Raw genomic sequence first — 19,044 nt, forward strand, 5'->3', positions numbered from 1 at the left:
CTTTTATATCACAAGTATCCCCCGTAACCAACGCTCTACAAAATTTTCAAAGGTAATGCCGTAATTTTCATAAACAGCATGGTACACGAAATAAGTTCCTAATCTCTCAAGTAATTCATCATTAATCTTCATCACAAACCGCTCCCTTTCGTTGATTTATTCACCAAATTTTCAGATATATAAACTTCCAATTTCTCGCACATTCTAGTGGAGGTTGCATCGTTGCAAAACCGTCACAATCTCCAGCATTCATGCTCTTTTTTCATAGTTTTCTTTTCGTTACTATAGTAGTATCAACTTGCAATACTGGAGGGACTACATGTGAAATGGATGATAAAGGTAACTTGTATAACATGTCTTTGCGCGCTGCTAGTTGGCTGTAGTGATCGATTATCTGATATTAGAGAAGCGGTTTCAGGCATCAATTCAGCAGCCGAAACTGCAGCCAGTGCAGTTGGTCGTGATGTACATGAAATACGAGCAATTGCCATTGAATATAAAGATACATCCTTTACAGTTAATGACCTATTTAAAACTATTTTACGTGACGTGCGCTGGGATTATGACGCTGAAAAAAGTGAGCTTCATGTGAGAGGCACATGGTTAGCACCACTATTTTCTGAGCAACCATGGGATGATGCAATGAAAAAACAGCTAGCAGAAACAGGTGTAGTAAAGGTTACGTGCACTATTAAGAACGATAAAATTGATAGCGCTCGCACAAATGTAACACTTATATTCAATGACAAAAAAATTGTAGAAATGGCAGGTGAAGATGCACTTCAACACCTATATGATACATATTTACAAAAATAAACCACGTAACTTTTCTATTATAAAAATTTATATATAGAATGGCTCTTCGGCAAAACGAGGGGGTGATTTCCGTTCCGGATAGGCGCTTTGTTGCTGTCGTACAGTTAAAACATTTGCTGCTGTCGCTACGCTTTCGCACAGTTAAAACATTTGCTGCTGCCGCTTTGCTTTCGCTACAGAAAACACATATTACTTTTCTAACATTTAGTCGTTAGAAAAGTTTTTTTATGTTCATTATATTAATAATCCTCCTTACAAGAAATCTTACAATTTAGAAATATTAGGCTCTTCTATTTGAAAATGACAAAACGAGCAAGGTATAATAAAGTATCACGTGATGGTTTGGAGGTGTTTATATTGGGACAGAGAAATTAAAAATTGGCGAGCTTGCAGAAAAGACTGGCATTACAAAAAGAACAATCGATTATTATACAAACATCGGCTTATTAAAGGCTGAACGTTCTGCGTCCAATTATCGCTACTATGCCCCTACAATGATTGAACGACTTCACTATATTGAACAACGCAAACAGCAAGGTCTTTCACTCATAGAAATACAACATGAACTTAACATCACTCCGCACGAAGAAATCGATGTACAGATGCTACGTGTAAAAATGCAGGACTTAGAGCAGGATGTAACTACTCTACTTGAACAAATAAACAAACAAAACAATAAAGATATTGAAAAGATTAAAAAAAATGTTTCCCCCGAAAGTATTGCACTCATGCAATCTTTACTTTTACTTATTCATAATTAGGAGGTGACGTTCTGTTCATACAGAACGACTATTTGGAGACCATACTCAACTTATCGATTTTTACCATTTTATTAGCTTTAACTGGGTTTTTCGTGGCAACAGAGTTTGCCATTGTAAAAGTACGTGCCTCAAGGCTTGATCAATTGATTGCAGAGGGCAATACAAAAGCCATTTCTGCAAAGTATGTTGTCAATCATTTAGACGAATACTTATCTGCCTGTCAGCTTGGTATTACTGTAACAGCGCTTGGTATCGGGATGGTCGGTGAAAAAACCTTTGAATTTATGCTACACCCTCTTTTTAACTTGATTGGCATTCCAGATAACTATATGACGGTCTTTACAATTGGTAGTGCTTTTGCCATTGCAACATTTTTACATGTCGTTGTCGGGGAATTGGCACCAAAAACTGCTGCGATTCAAAAAGCTGAAACGATTACACTTCATTTTGCCAAGCCTATTATGTTGTTCTATAAAGTGATGTATCCATTTATCTGGTTCTTAAATGGCTCAGCTCGAGTCTTAGTTGGCATATTTGGTATGAAGCCTGCTTCTGAGCATGAGTTATCACATACAGAGGAAGAAATACGATTACTACTATCTGAAAGCTTTAAAAATGGTGAAATCAATAAAACAGAACTAAAATTTGTGAATAATGTCTTTGAATTTGATGAACGTATTGCTCGTGAAATTATGGTTCCTCGAACAGAAATTGCTGGAATTGAAAAAAATGAATCTTTTACAAATATGATTCATTTCATCGCAGCTGAAAAATATACTCGTTATCCTATTTATGATGGTGATCGTGATAATATTTTAGGATTCATCAATGCCAAAGAATTGTTTACACACGGTTTGCTGGAGCAACTTACAGACGATTCATTAATCCTTGAAGATTTCATTAATCCTGTTATACGAGTAATTGAAACAATCCCTATTCAGGAGTTACTTGTGCGTATGCAAAAAGATCGCATTCATATGGCCATTTTAATGGATGAATATGGTGGGACATCTGGGCTTGTAACAGTCGAGGATATTTTAGAAGAAATTGTAGGTGAGATTCGTGATGAATTCGACGATGATGAAATTGCAGAAATTCGAAAAGTAAATGACAATCACTATATATTAAATGCAAAAATGCTTATTGAAGATGTTGAAAAACTATTAAAAGTAACGCTTGAAGCAGAAGAAGTCGAAACATTGGGCGGTTGGTTTTTAACAGTGAACAATGGCATTAAAGCAACTAAAAACATTGAGCTAACCCCATATATATTTAGCATATATGAGCAGCAAGGTCATCGTATTCATTACATCGAGGTTCGTCCCCTTCGCAATATTTTACCTACCGTATTAGAGGCGTAATACGGATAATACGATTTTATTGATAGTTTATAACAAATTTAGCTTTAGAAATAACATTCAACAGGGCTATTCTAGTTTTTCCAAATACTTTTGTCTCATACCATTATTAGGCATATCCATATATAATAAATATATGGATATGATTCTATTTTCAGGGGGCATTACATATGAAATTGTTTAAACTATATCATTCGGACGGTATTCATATTATTACCGACGTCAAAAAACACAAAACGAATATTGAATTAAAAACAATTACAGGTGAAGTATTATATATTATCGTAGTAACGGATGAAAACTACACAGTGTACGATGATCGTTTTGCTGGTGCTTCAAAGCAATTAAATTCTGTGGAGGCATTTGATATTGACGGAAGCTTCCGTAGCCTAGATTTTGATAATATGCGTACACTCTTCAAAGAGGCATTTACGAAGCTATTACAAGAGATTACAGAATGTGTCAATGATAATGATGAGTTAGTAGATATTGATACCCTACGTCATAAAGTAAGTGCTCAAATTAAAGGTATCCATTTCCGTGTTATTTCTGACACGAAAAAATACGAGATTTAAACACCTAACAGGCTGTCCAAGGAATCGATGATGGGACAGTCTGTTTTTTTATGTTTCAATTGTTAATTAGGTAACGCTAATTTTAATCACAGTCACTAGCGAAACAAAACATCTCCTACTACTTTCATGTATAATAGTATTAACTATCTGAAAGGAAGGGTGTTTTGGATTTGAATCGTGAACAATTAATCACACTTATTTCAGAAAAACTGAAATTAATCCGGACCGAAAAAGATTTAACACAAGATCAGATGAGCGATTTACTAGGACTTTCTAAAAAAACACTTGTTCAAATTGAAAAAGGCCGTATTCAAACTGGCTGGACTACAACGATTGCGGTTTGTGCATTATGCCGAGATAGCACGATTTTACAGCATGAGCTTGGCGGAGATCCACTTGAAGTTGTCGATTTAATCGCTAATAACGGAACCTTACAACCTAAGGAAAAAACAATGGGAGGATACATATGGTGGAAAAATCTTAGCGAGTATAATGGCTATTGCCTACAACAAAATGTCATTAGTCAGCATTTTCGAATTTTAAATACAGACAACTATCGACTACTATCAACATTCGACGAGTCAATAGCTAAGCAAGCATGGGAAAATCTTCAAGAATAATTAAATACTGTACTCGCGCATTCGTACCAAATACTCCTACGTTATGCGCGAGGAATGTAAAAAGTTTGCAAGAATAAGTGTAGTTGCTGCTATTCTTGCGCTACTAGCCTTCTCCATTCGCTCATTTTCATCATTTGTATGTTCCTTTTGCATTTGTTGGATTACTTTCTTTACTAGCTTTCCCCTCACCTCTTACGCTTTTTTTCAAAAAAAAGTTAAACCGTCTATAGCCAATACTCTCCTCTCGCTATTTTTCAACAAGATAGACAAATGAATAAGATAATGAATTCACTTCGTCATATGATAAAAGGTAACTAGAAAACAATCGTTTACAGTGATATCTTTACAATCAATCTTTCGGTTAAAAGTGACATTAGTAGAATTTTACAACACCACTCTCTATACTTAATAGTAGCTTCTCTAATACTGGAAAGGATGCTTTTTTATGGATAGAATACTAGCAATTAGTGATATACATGGGGAATTAGAACTTTTTGAAGAATTATTATTGAAAGCTGATTATGATACTATGCAAGATCGGTTATTTTTACTTGGCGACTATATTGACCGAGGACCAGCATCTTGTGGCGTTTTAAACTTAGTGGCGGAATTACAGACAAAAGGTGCACGTGTTCTATTAGGAAATCATGAAGCCATCATGCTCAAAGCTTGTCGCTCTGGTCACCCTAAACCGTGGAATCATTGGGTTGGACTTTGCGGTGGCGATGCAACACTTGCAAGCTATGGCTATCAAATAGACGATTTTAAGGAAGCCATTGAAAACGATACATTACCTAGCTTTATTCAAACCTTACCAAAGCTCGAAGAACACTTAAAACTTATCGAAACCTTTGATATTTACATCGAATTAGAGGATGCCATTTTTGTACATGGCGGTGTTGTACCTGGAGTAGCTATGGCAGAGACTGAACCTATGGAGTTTTTATGGATACGTGAAGAATTTCATGCAGGTTATCAAGGGGGGAAAACTGTAATTTTTGGCCATACACCTACTTATAAACTTCACCAAAATCCAACAGATTACAATGTCTACTTTGGAGAAAATAATATAATTGGCATTGATGGTGGAGCTGTTTTTGGAGGGCAGTTACATGCATTAGAATGGCCAAGTCGTCAAATAATCTCGGTGGAAAAGGAAAAGCCAACAAGTTAGAGTAACCTGTAGGCTTTTCCTGCTAAATGAAAGCTTTAATATAATTTAAAAATAACACCTACTAAAGAGTAGACAATAACTGTTGTAAATAAAATTGTCATATGAATAAGTGAGAAAACAAACATTTTTGTTGCCCACTTTGTTTGATCTTTATTACTGTGATAACCGTAAATACTCATAACAAGCCATGCAATGCTTAACAATAGTGCAACAAGCATAATGCCAACACTTAAAGTGCCAAATAAGAAGCTTGATAAAATCAATAAAATTAAATAAAAGTTCGTTTGATAATAAGTACGGCGCATCCCTTTTGCAACTGGAAGCATTGGAACGTTGGCTGCTTCGTAATCAGCGTGCTTACGAATAGCAATGGCATAGAAGTGTGGCATCTGCCAAATGACCATAACTAAAAATAGGCCAAGTATCGCAGGATGTGTAATATCAGTAGAAACAGCCGCCCAGCCAATGTACGCTGGAATCGCCCCTCCTATACTCCCAACTTCCGTGTTATAAATCGTATGTCGTTTTGTCCACATTGTATAAGGTACTACATATAAAAACACCCCTAAGAGACCAAATGCTGCAGCTAGTGGTGAAGCAAGTGCCAACACAGATGCCCCGATAATGAGCATGGCAAAAGCTAAAATTAACGCTGATTTAGCTGACATTTCACCTGTTACAGTTGGTCGACTTTGCGTACGAGGCATTACAGCATCGATGTCGCGATCATACACATTATTAAAAGCTCCAGCGGCACCAATAACAAGTGCAGAGCCAATTGTCGCGAAAATAATTTCAGGTATATTTTCTACAAAAGTCATTTTATTTTTGTACATACCTAGCGTTAATCCAGCCCACATAGGAATTAAATTAGATTTAATGATTCCCGTTTTCACTGTCTGCGCTAAAATAGTAGAGCGTGTGGACTTCTCCACTGACTTCTTGGAAGACTGTAGTTTAGGCTCCGTTTTTAGATTTTGTTCCATTCATCTTAATTCCTTTTCTCTCTTAATTTCTCACGCTTTACCATTAAAAAGCGACAAATTATTAAAACAATTATACCTCGGCCTAATTGATCCAGAGGCTTTAAGCCAATTGATGTTAGGTCACTTAGGTGTTTTCAAAGGTTCTGAAATTCTTAGCCTAAGTTCCTCTATTCCAGCGGATGCCTAGACACCCTGCGCAAAGTAACTTAAAACCACATTCAACTCACAACCTAAGTGGTAGTAAATTTTCAGCAGGTGCTTTGCTTATGTTACCCAAAACATTTGTAACTGCCGTTTCACTTTCGTTACCTAAAACATTTGTAACTGTCGTTTCACTTTTGTTACCTAAAACATTTGTAACTGTCGTTTCACTTTCGTTACCTAAAACACTTGTAACTGTCGTTTCACTTTCGTTACCTAAAACACTTGTAACTGCCGTTTCACTTTCGTTGCCTAAAACATTTGTAACTGTCGTTTCACTTTCGTTACCTAAAACATTTTGTAACTGCCGTTTCACTTTCGTTACCTAAAACACTTGTAACTTTCGTTACGAAAAATATGTGCTGAAAAAAGTAAACATATCAAAATATTATTCTACATCTTTTAGATAAAGTCTGTCTCAATGTTCACATAAAGTACACGATTTTCTTTACTCTTTATATTCTCACATAGAGATATACGTTCATTCACAGCATCTTCTATGATACCACCGACTGACATGAATTTGAACCTAATCGACTTGATTCTTAGCATATTACTATTCAAGTAAAACAATCTACTCTATACTAAGGTGTATGTTTTAACTATATGAAGGAGTGTCTGACACGTGAAATACGGATTTATCGGCCTTGGAAATATGACTACAGCTATTATTAAAGGTATGTGTAAAAGCGGTGATTTTGATCCTACTTTTATTTATGGCTATAATCGTACCAAAGCAAAAACAACAAAATTAACAACCTCTTACGGGATTCAAGCCGCAAGCTCTATTGAAGATATTATGTCAAAATGTGACGTTATTATCCTCGGTGTAAAACCCCAAATGTTACCAGATGTTTTACCAGAGGTGAAAAAGCATTTACAAGATAACCATGTAATTGTTTCCATCGCCGCTGGTAAAAATATAACATATTTACAAGATTACCTATCTGAAGTTACTCCTATTGTTCGTGTAATGCCAAATATTAATGCGATTATTGGTGCATCTACAAGCTGCTTTACAGCGAGTGAACAAGTATCAGATGTGCAGCTTCAGCTTGTCAATTCCCTTTTTGAAACAGTAGGTACAATTATTGAGGTGCCTGAAAACTTATTTTCTATATTTACAACGATTGGTGGTGCTTCACCAGCATTCACCTATATGTATATTGACGCTTTAGCACGTGCTGCTGTACGTGAAGGGATGCCAAAAGACATGGCGCTTGATATTGCGGCAAATGCAGTACTCGGCAGTGCAAAAATGATTTTACAATCACAAGAACATCCTTGGGCACTTGTAGATCAAGTATGCTCTCCAGGTGGGACAACTATTCAAGGTGTATCTTCATTACAAAGCAATCATTTTGAAACAACGATTCACGATGCAGTAACGGCCGTGACTGACAAAGATCGAAGCTTATCAAAATAACTATTGAATGATACACTAAAAAATAAAACGAAACCGAGACATCCTTAAATGTCTCGGTTTTCATTTTGTTGAAAAACTAATTATATCAATGGAATTAAGGGTAATTTTAAATAAAGTATTGCTATTCGGCAAAGCGAAGCGTCAGCAACCACAACATAAACGTAGGAACGCTCAACATAACCCAATAGGAAAATAGCCTTATCCGGAAATCAAATTCATTTTAAGGATTTCCTTGAATATTTTTTTCATTGAATATTATCTTGTAATTCCTGTGCTAAAAATGCAGTTAGATCACGTAAGTTTTCTGGTGTAACACCGTGACCATCTGGATATTGTTTAAATGTCACAGCAGCACCAAATTGCTCAAACTTTTCTTTACTTTCTACGCCCCATTGTGACGGGATGACATAATCATAATCACCGTGAGAAATAAATGCATGTAAATGATTGACTGGGCGAATTGCATATTCCTCTGTAACGAATTTTGGTGTGTAGCCACTTAATGCTACTATTCCTGTAATTAAATTCCCCATAGCAAAAGCAAGTGACTGTGCTAAAACTGCCCCTTGACTGAATCCAAATACATACACTTTATGTGGATCAATTTGATATTCTGCAATAGCCTCTAGAACAAATTGTTGTAGAGCCACTAATACTTTATCGAAAACTTCGCGGTCTGGTTTACCGACCTCCTGGATTGTGAAAAAAGCATAGCCAGGCTTTTGCGTAATAGGTCCACGTAAGCTAAATACATGGCATTGCTCTTTAAAGTCCTGTACTAATTGTGGTAAATCCTCTTCATTACTACCCATTCCATGTAATAAAAAAATCGCTGGATATTTTTTATTTGGGTCCATATTTGTTGGTTGTGTATGTTTAAATGTAAACGGTGTATTCATATTAAAATTCCTTTCAGGTGGACTTAATGTCACCTTATTATACTGCATAATATATCTAGACAAAAACAGGATTGCTCCGTTATCATAAATAGCTTTTTCTATAGATTTATCATCATAGCGATAAAATGATGTCTGTCCGATCAGGCGCTTTCCTAAGCAGCTTGAGATACGATGCTTTTATGTACAAAACTCAACAAAAGCACATGAAGGTCACGAATGCGTTTTAAAGTTTTACTTTATTAATAATCCCATCAGTGTGATAAGCAATATAGCCGTTAATTATGCGAATCGTTTCTTGTGGATCTGCGTTAAATAGCACTTTTGATTGCTCTGGTGTTGAGACAAGTACTGTTAGTAAATCTACACGCATGGAATGTCCTGCAGAGCTATACGCATAATCGTAAACAATATCTTCCTCTGTCATATTTTCTGTCACATACTGCTTATGAAACAATTCCTTTGCGGCATCCATTTGTTCCGCGACCTGCTGACGAATACGCATTTGATGCATCAATAGCTCTTCCTCAAGTACCGTGGTCTTTAACCACTCTTTCTTTTCGAGCATCTTCAAAAATTCTTTTTCCAAAACTTGCTCATTTTCTGTAAAATACAGCATATTCATCATTAACATATCCCAAAAATCAACTTGAGATTGTGCTGATTTACGCTGAATCTCTATTGCCGCTTTAAAGTGCTCTTCAACCTTCGTAATATTCATGTTGCGCACTAAATGATTACATACATTTTCAATAAATTTATTTGCTGTTTCTTGTGCCATCAAAAAACCCGTCCTTTATATCTACAAATCATTTCCTTCCTATCATACCATGATTGTAGAATATAAAGAAACGGTTAACGTTTAGGTCTGCTATGTATGCTCACCTTGTACTTTAGACGCAGAAATTGAATCTAAAATATACTTTGCATCATTGTGAAGCTTTTCATAGTTCTCCTGTAATGTTCTTGGAGATATAGGTTTACTAAATAAGAAGCCCTGTATAGTATCACACTGGCTTGCTACTAGATATGATAGCTGTTCTATCTCTTCTATTCCTTCTGCGACTACCTTCAACTGTAGATGCTTGGCCATAGAGAGAATCATGTCAACTAATGCTTTATCTGTAGAGTTCGATTGTATTTTCTGAACGAAAGACCTGTCAATTTTTAAGCAATCTATAGGGAAATCCTTTAAATAAGATAATGATGAATAGCCTGTCCCAAAATCATCTACCGCGATCGTAACCCCAAGTGCCTTCAATTTGTGTAAGATCGTCGTCATATGATCGATATTGATCGTCATACTTTCTGTTATTTCGAGTTGCAAATATTTGGGCTCTAATTGTGTTTTCTCAAGAACATTATGAATTATTTCAACTAAATTTTGCTGAAAAAGTTGACCTAACGACAGATTGACCGCTACTTTAATCGGTGGCAATCCAGCTGCTTCCCACCTCTTTACTTGTTGACAGGCTGTTTCTAGTACCCATTGTCCAATAGGAATAATTAATCCCGATTCCTCTGCAATTGGAATAAAGACACCCGGCGAAATCCACCCCTTCTTTGGATGCTGCCATCTAACTAAAGCCTCTACCGACTTAATTTGACCCGTACGTAAATCAAGTTGCGGTTGATATTCTAAAAAAAGCTCTTGATTTGCTAAAGCATCATGTAAATCATTCTCTAATATAAGACGTTCAGTCGTTTCTTTAGAGATCGAAGACTCATAAAATCGTATACGAGTTGGCGTTTTCTGCGCTTCATGCATAGCATAAAGAGCAAATCTAACAAGCTCCTCCTCCTTATAAGAATCTGTTGGAAATAAAGCGATACCAATATTTAATTGACTATTTAAAGAAAAATGTTGAATTTGGAATGATTCTTCCATAACAACTTGAAGTTGTTGACTAAGCTGCGTCAATTGATGGGTATTGCTCACCTCATCAATATACACGACGAAATAGTCTTCTCTCAGCATGCATAGTAAATGCTTCTCCGGTAAAACATTTTTCAATCTTCCCGCGATTAAGCCTATCATTTGGTCTGCATATGTACTGCCTAAAGACGCTTTAATCGCAGTTATTCTTTCTATACCGATTGCAAGTATTGCCTTTTGTGATTTAGATATGTATAAATCTTTATTTAAAGTTTCCAGTAAAAAACGTTCATTTGGCAAATTTGTAACCTCATTATGATAAGCCATGAAATGCATTTTTTCACGAGATTTTTCTAAATGCTCTTGTGTATCAACTAACTGCTGAAAAGGTTTTTCAACAGAAGAAAAATAAATTGCTCTGAGTAAAAGATAAAATGCACCTAACTGAAAAATATGTCCAATAAAATTTTTAATATCATAGACATCTCGATAAATTGTAAAAAGATAATCGCTAATAATTAAATAAATCGCACTGCCAAACAATAAAAATATAATTTTGGGTGCTTTTTCAAAATTTTTAAGCAATAGAACCATAATCACCAAATGTATCGCTACAGCTAAATATTGAAAAGTATTTTTTAAAACAGTAGGACCTTCACCTTCTATCATAAGAGGTGGCAATAGAGACGTTGGGGCATAGATGACGACAAAACAACCAATAACTATTACAAACGGCAAGCTATAAATAAACCAACGATAAAATGATTTGATTTCTTTCTCCTTTATAAAAAAAATGAAGAGAAAACCAATCGATAATAGTAATCGACTAAACATGTAAAACCATGTTGATGCATATGGCGTACTCACAGTAATGAAAAATGGCATTCCTTTATAAGAGAGTGCATGAGCCATTTCTAATAAGCTAATGGCTAAAAACAAAGCCCCTGCATATAGAACTTTATTAGATAAAATATAAGGCGTAATTAACCACGCCTGAAATGAAATAGACATTGTCACTACAATAATAAGCATTTCCATCATTAAATGAATCGTTACATAGTTGTTCTCTCCAAATATCCCATAAAATTTATCACTACCGCAACCAATTACGATTAACAAAATCATCGATAATAGGATGAATTGAATGCCCTGCTTCATAAAAGAAAAATCCTCATTAAATTTCCACATAATAACTCCCCTCGTTAATCACTAAATAATTTCCCTCTATCTAATGCTCTATTCATAATTAGGCTAATTATACTACAAGATTACAACAGAGTATCGACTTTTCAACCAAAACAAAAGTGAAATTTAGGACTTAATGATATAATAATGTGAAACTAAATGGGGATCTTCTTCACACCCACTGATTTTTAGCCTTTTGACTTTTACTGGCAGTTCATCTCACACCTACTTTCTTTGCTTTCGCTGAATGGTAAGTACCTGACACTTCGCTTTCAGTACAGATGAATTACCGCTCGGAAATAAACATTTGCAAGATAAAAAAGATGTCTCAGCTTTTGAGACATCTTCTATCTATTATGAAAATACATAACTATCCATATTATCTATTGTATTTTGGATAGCATCTTTCAAAGACCGCTGATGCTCGGCACAAGCCGTTAGTGACTCCTCCAATGTAATCGCAGCATTTGCCATAAACGGTGCCATCTGCAAATCCTTCGCTAATTGAATAAGAACAAGTGCTTTATTCCATTTCCAACGCGCATTTTGTGGATCTAAGTTAATAGCTTGCTCTAAGTAGCCAAGTGCATCGAATGGCATCCATCCAAAGCGGTGCATCGTTTGACCTGTGATCCCCCAATATACCGCCTTGTTAGGGTTTTCTTTTACTGCTTGTTTAAAACAATGAACACTCTCGTTGTAATGATGTGCAAACAAAAACAGTTCACCCTGCGTAAAAAATGAATTGGCTCTTTCATTCGGAGTGCCTGTTGTCACTATAGCCTCTAGTTCTTTAATACGATTTGTAAACTCTCCTTCATCTTCTATCGCACGAATTTCGACGACGGTATCCGATTCAGGATAGCTTTCATCTGCTCGTTCTGCATGTTGGGTTTCCACAGACAGCGTAGGTTTTGGATAGTTCGCAAAATCATACTCTTCTAACAATTCAATATATTTATTAGCCAACTTTTTCTCATTTTCATTAGTAACTTGCTTAGCAACCTCATAGCACTTCATTAGCTCACCATTATAAAAATAATCATCCATTGTCATTCATTATTCCTCCAATGTACAACTCTTCAGTATATTTAGTATACACTACAAAATCAATTATGCCTCGACATAATTGCTTCCATAATCGGTTGGAGGCTTTAACTTCTTTCAACAATAGAGGTAGAAAGCTTCAGTAACAGCCGCTTCACTTTCGCTACAAAAAACACTTCCTCTAAAGAAGTTTAAAAAGACTGCTCAAAAATAACTTTTGATACAGTCTCAGCTTTGCTTATTTTTTTAATACTTCTTTATTTAGAAATGTACGTAAATCTTCTTCCGGTAATGCACCTACAAAACGTTTAACCTCTTTACCACCTTCAAAGCGAATGAACGTTGGAGTGTATTCAATGTTATATTTATTCCATAAATCTTCGTATTCCCAAACATTTAATTGAGCAATATCAACACCAAGCTCTTTAGCAATAGGCATTAGCACTGGTGTAAAAGCTTTACAGTGCACACATGTCGGACTGAAGAAATAAGCATTTACATCTTCACCAGCTTTTAATTTTTTTTCAAGTTCTTCTGGTAACATAATATTTTGGTAATTTTTATCATCCAATTGATCAATTGTTTCTTGTTTTAGATCTTTGTCGCCATAAAGTTTCTCTGCGCCTTCTAATTTGCTATTGTTTGAGACTTTAGTTAGCACAATAATTGCTGCAAATAACAAAACAATTACCGAGCCAATAATTAGTAGTTTTTTCACGAGAATGTATTCCTCCCTTTCCACACTAAAAAACCCTATTTTTAGTGTATTCGCGATTGATTATAAATGGTTTTTAAATCCTAGTAAACTAATTAGTCTTTCAAAATGAGTTTTTTCATAATTCAAACATAATTCGCTCCAAATTTGGAAACATACATATAACATCTATTATGCTCAATACGAATGTGGAGTGGATAAATAAAATGAAACACACTATCCGAAATGTTTTTCAAATTTATAAAGGTGATATCCATAATATATTAACAAACTGGGTAGTTGCTGTCATTATTGGTGGGCTCATTTTTTTACCTTCTCTTTATGCGTGGCTTAATATCTACGCCTCTATGGATCCCTATGCCCATACTGCCAACATGAAAATTGCTGTTGTCAACGAAGACACAGGCGCGAATGTTAGAGGTGAAGATATTAATGTTGGTAACGAGGTAGTAGACAATTTAAGTACTAATCAAAACTTTACTTGGGAGTTTACTTCTCATGAGCAAGCTATAAATAACTTAAAAAATGGGGACTATTTTGCGGTTATAGTTGTCCCTAATGATTTTTCACAAAAGCTGACCTCCATACTGTCAAATGTGCCTACAAAAGCGCATATCGATTATTATGTAAATGAAAAAATCAATCCAATCGCTCCTAAAATCACAAGTAAAGGCGCGAGTGGCTTAACGCAACAAGTATCTAATGAGTTTATTTCAACTGTCAGCGGAACACTTTTCTCTATTTTTAATACGGTCGGTGTTGAGATGGAGCGGGAAATTCCCGACTTTAGAAAATTTGAAAATTATATTTTTACAATCGAACATCATCTCCCAGATATCGAAACATATTTAGCGCAAGCTGCTAAAGGTGGTAAAGAAGCTGAGACATTACTAAACCACACAATTACCCAAGTTCCCGAAGTTGAGAAATTAATGAATGATGGTCTAACAACGATCCATCGAGGCTTAAATTTGATCAATGAAGCTGATACAGTGTTCAACGAGCTATCCCCTATCATCAAAAAAGATTTAGAAGCAGTACAAAATATTGCTCAACGATTTACAGATATAATAGGGAAGCTTCAAAATGCGAATGTAGATTCAGCTACTATTGCGCAAATAAAAGATACAATTAAAAACCAGCTAGATGCATCACGTGAGAAAGTAACTACTAGCATCCAAACCATTGAAGCGCTTCAAAAATTAACACAAGCTGATGCGTCGACTCGTAAACAGCTTGAAAACAAGGTGCTAAACATCCAGACGGCACTACAGCAAAGTAATTCTGAAGATGTGAAGACTTTACTAACTAACAATAAAATAATTGAACAACTTGAAACTATACGTGGAGATTTGCAGGCGAATCCTAGTTTTACTGATTATTCTTTTAGCTCTCTAACCGCTTTAAATCAGCTGAATACATTACTAACCGACATCTCAAGTAAAGTACAGCAGTTAAATACGATAGATATCGAAACGATAAAAGAAGACCTTGCTGATGTGCAAAGCGTTGCACAAAATGTTTCTAATAATCTTCAGCAATTCCTTACTCATTATAATGATCAGTTAGAGCCACAAATTCATACGACGTTAGCTTCTGCCAAAAATACATTAACAAATGCATCAACAATGCTTACGAATGTAAAAAGTTTTCTGCCTCAAGCAACAGATCGTTTAACAAATGCTAAAAATATGTTAGCAACGGCTAATAAGACACTCGGTACAGTACAAACAAATTTCCCTGCTTTAAGTACAAAAATTAAGGATCTTGCAGACAAGCTGAGAACATTAGAAAGTGAAGCTGATATTTCAGAAATCGTTCAATTATTGAAAAACGACGTTAATGCAGAACGAGATTTCTTTGAGGAGCCTATTAAGCTTCAGGAACATAGAATGTTTCCAATTGCTAATTATGGAACAGCTATGACACCGTTTTACACTGTACTTTCCATCTGGGTTGGTTGTTTATTATTAATTTCTCTTCTATCTGTAAATATTCACAATAATGATCAATACAGTATTCGCCAAGTATACTTTGGACGTTTATTAACATTTGCAACTTTTTCATTTATTCAAACGCTCATTATTACAATTGGAGATATTGTTATTTTAGACGGGTCCATTAGTGCCCCTTACTTCTTTATTCCATTTGGGCTATTTATTAGCTTAGTGTTCGTTACAATTGTCTATACACTAGTATCCGTATTCGGAAATGTCGGAAAGGCTTTAGCCATTGTCATGTTAGTACTGCAAATTGCAGGTTCTGGTGGCACATATCCAGTAGAATTACTACCTAGATTTTTCCAAATCATGAATCCATTTCTTCCTTTCACTTATGCAATTGAAATGATGCGCGAGGCAGTTGGTGGTATTATTTGGTCAAAGGTATGGGTTGATCTAGCCTTTTTATCTTTCTTCTGGCTCATTTTCATTCTATTTGGTTTCTTCTTGAAAAAATTACTGAGTGAGAAAATGGAACATTTCATGAACAAAACACGCGGGTCAGATATATTTCATTGATTTTCATTTGCCTCCTTGTAAATATTTCAACGAACAATGTTATAATAGGCATATTGTAAACATATAGGGGGCGCTTTTGTTGAAAAAACTTCTTTCTATTTTTGCTTTGTCGTTATTAGTGTTAAGTGCTTGTGGTGAAGATAAACAAGCTGTTGAAAAAAATCAGAATGAAGCACAAAAAGAAGCTTCACACAAAGAACATGCACATGCTTCTGGAGATATTCAGGAGGAAACTGCATCAGCAGATGTTTTACCATCATTTTTAAACAATAAATCAGAAGATATTCGCTTAGTGTATCAAATCGCTGGACAATCTACAGAAATTTTAGAGTGGATGCCCTGCTATTGTGGCTGTGGCGAATCAGCTGGACATAAAAGCAATTTAAACTGCTTTATTGAAGAAAAACGAGAGGATGGAACAATTGTCTGGGATGATCACGGTACCCGTTGTCTCGTTTGCCTAGAAATTGCTGTACAGTCTGCAAAGATGCATAAAGATGGTATGGACATCAAAGAAATTCGTCAAACAATTGATAATAACTATAAAGAAGGCTACGCAAAACCAACACCGACTGACATGCCTGCTTAATAACAAAAAACTCATCGTTATGATGAGTTTTTTTGTTATTTAACGAGTTGTAACACTGTTTTAAAATGTGGATGATCTGCACGCTGTAATAACTCGTATAAAATCATTTCCACGCTTGTTGGTAAAATTCCAAGAGCCTTCATCTTCTCAAGTCCTACCTCTTTATTGCCCTTTGTACGAGACGACACTGCATCTGCAACCACTTCAACCTCAAACCCTTGCTCTTTTAGCTGTCGAGCTGTTTGGTAGACGCAAATATGTGTTTCGATACCTGTCACGATAAATTGAGAACGACCACTTGCCTTCAATGCATCTACAAACTCTTGTTCCTGGCACGCACTAAAAGCCAATTTAGCGATAGGTTGTTGCCCTTTAATATGCTGAGTAATCTCTAACGCTGTCCCACCTAAACGACTAGGATTTTGTTCAAGCCATAAAATCGGTATCTCCAATGCTTCCATAGCTTGTACCAGCTTGGCCACATTTTCAATCACCGATTCGCTTTCATCAACAATTGTCGCTAACTTCCCTTGTACATCAACGACAACTAAACATGCCTCATCTATTGTATACATTAAAACACCCCTTAAATCCGTATTCACAGTTCATTATACCGAAAATTACTGGTTTTTGTGAGAGGTTAGAAAAATATCGTCCTTTCAGCATGCTCCCCCTCACGATGTTTCATCTACACCCTCTCTGGGCTCAGACCTCACCCACGAAATGTGTCCTTCCGAGGAGGAATATGCAAGTGAGTACATATTTGGGGAGGATTTATTCCACACATAAACAAACACGAACATTTTGTAATTCCACCGATTAACCAATATATTAAATCACGAAGTATTAACTCTTATTAACATATCTAAATGTCTATTTGTTCGTGTTTAATCTTCAATATCTATTATAAATTTAACTCAATTTTGTACATTTTGTTGCGAGCCTGTCATTATTCTGCTCGAATAGTGAGAATTTTATTTTTTCTCTTGAAAATTGAGTTATAATCCAGTAAAGTGCTTTTATCCGCTTTAATAGTCAGTATCTATTTCTAAGTTCTTACATGAAAAATTTTGCTAGATGATATTAAACTGACTGTAAAAGCATGATAGATTCAACAATCAATTAGTAGGAACTAAATAACCTATGAATAAGGTTTAGCCTTATAAAACAAAACAAGGAGTGTACCACTTTGACACAACGTGCATACAATTTTAACGCAGGACCATCTGCCCTACCACTAGAAGTATTAGAAAAAGCCCAACAACAATTAGTAAACTTCCGTAACTCAGGCATGTCTATTATGGAAATGAGCCACCGTAGTGCCATTTTCGATGAAGTACATAATGAAGCAATTGCTTTATTGAAAAAGCTTTATGCTATCCCAGAAAACTATGAAGTCCTTTTCCTACAAGGTGGAGCTAGTCTTCAATTTACGATGATTCCAATGAACTTCCTTCAAGCAGATCAAAAAGCAAGCTACGTATTATCAGGCTCATGGTCTGAAAAAGCAATCAAAGAGGCTAAATTATTTGGTACGCCTGTAGAAGCTGCGAGTACAAAAGAAAATAAATACCGTAATATCCCAGCTTTAGCGGATATTCAATTCAATGAAGAGGATGCATATTTGCATATTACTTCAAACAATACGATTTACGGTACACAATGGAAGGAATTCCCTGAAACAGGCAATGTACCGTTAATCGCGGATATGTCTAGTGATATTCTTTCTAAACCAGTTGATATAAGTAAATTTGGTCTTATTTATGCAGGAGCTCAAAAAAATCTTGGTCCATCTGGGGTAACAGTAGTTATTATTCGCAAAGATTTATTAGAGAATGCGAATAATAACATTCCTACAATGTTAAAATATTCAACGCATGCTGATAGCAACTCTTTATACAATACGCCACCAACTTTCGGTATCTATATGCTAGGTGAAGTATTAAAATGGGTAGAATCAAAAGGCGGCGTTGCAGAAATTGAGAAGCACAATGAGTTAAAGGCAAAAGTCATTTATGATGCCATTGACAATAGCAACGGATTTTATAAAGGCCATGCAACACCAGAAAGCCGTTCTTTAATGAACATCACTTTCCGTGTTACTGATGAGGAACTTGAAAAACAATTCCTTGCTGAAGCAAAAGCAGCAGGCTTTGTTGGACTTAATGGACACCGTTCTGTAGGAGGCTGCCGTGCTTCTACTTATAATGCTGTACCGTTAGAGACTTGTGAAGCTTTACGTGACTTTATGGTAGAATTCCAACAAAAACATCAATAATAAAAAAATCGACGAATGATTT

The 19,044-nt window shown here is 35.6% G+C and carries 19 protein-coding genes; 10 read left to right on the forward strand and 9 right to left on the reverse strand.

The features are described from left to right. Positions 1-3 precede the first annotated feature (3 nt). Entirely contained in the window at positions 4-132 is a 129-nt protein-coding gene (locus AC3WSK_RS12590; protein WP_276207774.1) for a hypothetical protein, read from the reverse strand. A gap of 198 nt (positions 133-330) precedes the next feature. Here AC3WSK_RS12590 and AC3WSK_RS12595 point away from each other — a divergent pair, with 198 nt between their 5' ends. From AC3WSK_RS12595 to AC3WSK_RS12620, 6 genes are all read left to right on the forward strand, one after another. Continuing rightward, on the forward strand, positions 331-816 hold the full coding sequence (locus AC3WSK_RS12595; protein WP_240518369.1) for a hypothetical protein: 486 nt from the start codon (positions 331-333) through the stop codon (positions 814-816). A 419-nt stretch (positions 817-1,235) separates the two neighbouring features. Further along, on the forward strand, positions 1,236-1,577 hold the full coding sequence (locus AC3WSK_RS12600) for a MerR family transcriptional regulator (protein ID WP_240518370.1): 342 nt from the start codon (positions 1,236-1,238) through the stop codon (positions 1,575-1,577). Between the two features lie 32 nt (positions 1,578-1,609). Next, complete coding sequence (locus AC3WSK_RS12605) at positions 1,610-2,938, forward strand: hemolysin family protein (protein WP_079563446.1); 1,329 nt, start codon at positions 1,610-1,612, stop codon at positions 2,936-2,938. Positions 2,939-3,105: 167 nt separating this feature from the next. Beyond that, entirely contained in the window at positions 3,106-3,510 is a 405-nt protein-coding gene (locus tag AC3WSK_RS12610) for a hypothetical protein (RefSeq protein WP_079563447.1), read from the forward strand. A gap of 170 nt (positions 3,511-3,680) precedes the next feature. Continuing rightward, positions 3,681-4,130 (forward strand): helix-turn-helix transcriptional regulator, encoded by a 450-nt coding sequence (locus tag AC3WSK_RS12615; protein WP_079563468.1) that lies wholly within the window; start codon positions 3,681-3,683, stop codon positions 4,128-4,130. A 445-nt stretch (positions 4,131-4,575) separates the two neighbouring features. Continuing rightward, positions 4,576-5,304, forward strand: coding sequence for a metallophosphoesterase (locus AC3WSK_RS12620; protein WP_079563448.1), 729 nt, complete (start codon positions 4,576-4,578; stop codon positions 5,302-5,304). A gap of 35 nt (positions 5,305-5,339) precedes the next feature. Here the strand turns inward: AC3WSK_RS12620 and cyoE are convergent, their stop codons facing one another. Further along, entirely contained in the window at positions 5,340-6,290 is a 951-nt protein-coding gene (cyoE, locus tag AC3WSK_RS12625) for a heme o synthase (protein WP_079563449.1), read from the reverse strand. A 223-nt stretch (positions 6,291-6,513) separates the two neighbouring features. Further along, positions 6,514-6,807 (reverse strand): hypothetical protein, encoded by a 294-nt coding sequence (locus tag AC3WSK_RS12630; protein WP_492413408.1) that lies wholly within the window; start codon positions 6,805-6,807, stop codon positions 6,514-6,516. 309 nt (positions 6,808-7,116) lie between these two features. Here AC3WSK_RS12630 and proC point away from each other — a divergent pair, with 309 nt between their 5' ends. After that, positions 7,117-7,917 (forward strand): pyrroline-5-carboxylate reductase, encoded by an 801-nt coding sequence (proC, locus tag AC3WSK_RS12635; RefSeq protein ID WP_079563451.1) that lies wholly within the window; start codon positions 7,117-7,119, stop codon positions 7,915-7,917. 245 nt (positions 7,918-8,162) lie between these two features. On the opposite strand, the gene AC3WSK_RS12640 is transcribed toward proC, so the two are convergent. From AC3WSK_RS12640 to AC3WSK_RS12660, 5 genes are all read right to left on the reverse strand, one after another. Beyond that, the gene (locus tag AC3WSK_RS12640) at positions 8,163-8,816 is read right to left on the reverse strand and encodes an alpha/beta hydrolase (RefSeq protein ID WP_079563452.1); all 654 of its coding nucleotides are present in this window, start codon (positions 8,814-8,816) and stop codon (positions 8,163-8,165) included. A 223-nt stretch (positions 8,817-9,039) separates the two neighbouring features. Beyond that, entirely contained in the window at positions 9,040-9,594 is a 555-nt protein-coding gene (locus AC3WSK_RS12645; protein WP_492413410.1) for a hypothetical protein, read from the reverse strand. Positions 9,595-9,684: 90 nt separating this feature from the next. Then, positions 9,685-11,877 (reverse strand): bifunctional diguanylate cyclase/phosphodiesterase, encoded by a 2,193-nt coding sequence (locus tag AC3WSK_RS12650; protein WP_094075120.1) that lies wholly within the window; start codon positions 11,875-11,877, stop codon positions 9,685-9,687. A 351-nt stretch (positions 11,878-12,228) separates the two neighbouring features. Continuing rightward, a complete protein-coding gene (locus tag AC3WSK_RS12655) occupies positions 12,229-12,930 on the reverse strand; it encodes an O-linked GlcNAc transferase (protein ID WP_492413411.1) in 702 nt (233 codons plus the stop codon). 229 nt (positions 12,931-13,159) lie between these two features. Beyond that, positions 13,160-13,639 (reverse strand): thioredoxin family protein, encoded by a 480-nt coding sequence (locus tag AC3WSK_RS12660; protein ID WP_079563455.1) that lies wholly within the window; start codon positions 13,637-13,639, stop codon positions 13,160-13,162. 203 nt (positions 13,640-13,842) lie between these two features. Here AC3WSK_RS12660 and AC3WSK_RS12665 point away from each other — a divergent pair, with 203 nt between their 5' ends. Further along, complete coding sequence (locus AC3WSK_RS12665; protein ID WP_492413413.1) at positions 13,843-16,155, forward strand: YhgE/Pip family protein; 2,313 nt, start codon at positions 13,843-13,845, stop codon at positions 16,153-16,155. Between the two features lie 79 nt (positions 16,156-16,234). After that, positions 16,235-16,744, forward strand: coding sequence for a PCYCGC motif-containing (lipo)protein (locus AC3WSK_RS12670; RefSeq protein WP_079563457.1), 510 nt, complete (start codon positions 16,235-16,237; stop codon positions 16,742-16,744). Positions 16,745-16,779: 35 nt separating this feature from the next. Here AC3WSK_RS12670 and AC3WSK_RS12675 read toward each other — a convergent pair whose 3' ends face one another. After that, positions 16,780-17,319 carry a hydrolase gene (locus AC3WSK_RS12675; protein ID WP_079563458.1) on the reverse strand — a complete coding sequence of 180 codons (540 nt, stop codon included), beginning with the start codon at positions 17,317-17,319 and terminating at the stop codon, positions 16,780-16,782. Positions 17,320-17,933: 614 nt separating this feature from the next. Between AC3WSK_RS12675 and serC the strand changes: the two genes are divergently transcribed. Beyond that, entirely contained in the window at positions 17,934-19,022 is a 1,089-nt protein-coding gene (gene serC, locus AC3WSK_RS12680) for a 3-phosphoserine/phosphohydroxythreonine transaminase (RefSeq protein ID WP_079563459.1), read from the forward strand. Positions 19,023-19,044 lie beyond the last annotated feature (22 nt).

The sequence above is a fragment of the Lysinibacillus sp. EB271-A1-10B genome (assembly GCF_058791335.1).

Bases quoted from the DNA above. Each gene is read 5' to 3' on its own strand.
- AC3WSK_RS12640 (WP_079563452.1), bottom strand. From the start codon at position 8,816: ATGAATACACCGTTTACATTTAAACATACACAACCAACAAATATGGAC.
- AC3WSK_RS12595 (WP_240518369.1), top strand. From the start codon at position 331: ATGATAAAGGTAACTTGTATAACATGTCTTTGCGCGCTGCTAGTTGGC.
- AC3WSK_RS12655 (WP_492413411.1), bottom strand. From the start codon at position 12,930: ATGACAATGGATGATTATTTTTATAATGGTGAGCTAATGAAGTGCTAT.
- AC3WSK_RS12665 (WP_492413413.1), top strand. From the start codon at position 13,843: ATGAAACACACTATCCGAAATGTTTTTCAAATTTATAAAGGTGATATC.
- AC3WSK_RS12620 (WP_079563448.1), top strand. From the start codon at position 4,576: ATGGATAGAATACTAGCAATTAGTGATATACATGGGGAATTAGAACTT.
- AC3WSK_RS12650 (WP_094075120.1), bottom strand. From the start codon at position 11,877: ATGTGGAAATTTAATGAGGATTTTTCTTTTATGAAGCAGGGCATTCAA.
- AC3WSK_RS12610 (WP_079563447.1), top strand. From the start codon at position 3,106: ATGAAATTGTTTAAACTATATCATTCGGACGGTATTCATATTATTACC.
- AC3WSK_RS12590 (WP_276207774.1), bottom strand. From the start codon at position 132: ATGAAGATTAATGATGAATTACTTGAGAGATTAGGAACTTATTTCGTG.
- AC3WSK_RS12645 (WP_492413410.1), bottom strand. From the start codon at position 9,594: ATGGCACAAGAAACAGCAAATAAATTTATTGAAAATGTATGTAATCAT.
- AC3WSK_RS12675 (WP_079563458.1), bottom strand. From the start codon at position 17,319: ATGTATACAATAGATGAGGCATGTTTAGTTGTCGTTGATGTACAAGGG.
- cyoE (WP_079563449.1), bottom strand. From the start codon at position 6,290: ATGGAACAAAATCTAAAAACGGAGCCTAAACTACAGTCTTCCAAGAAG.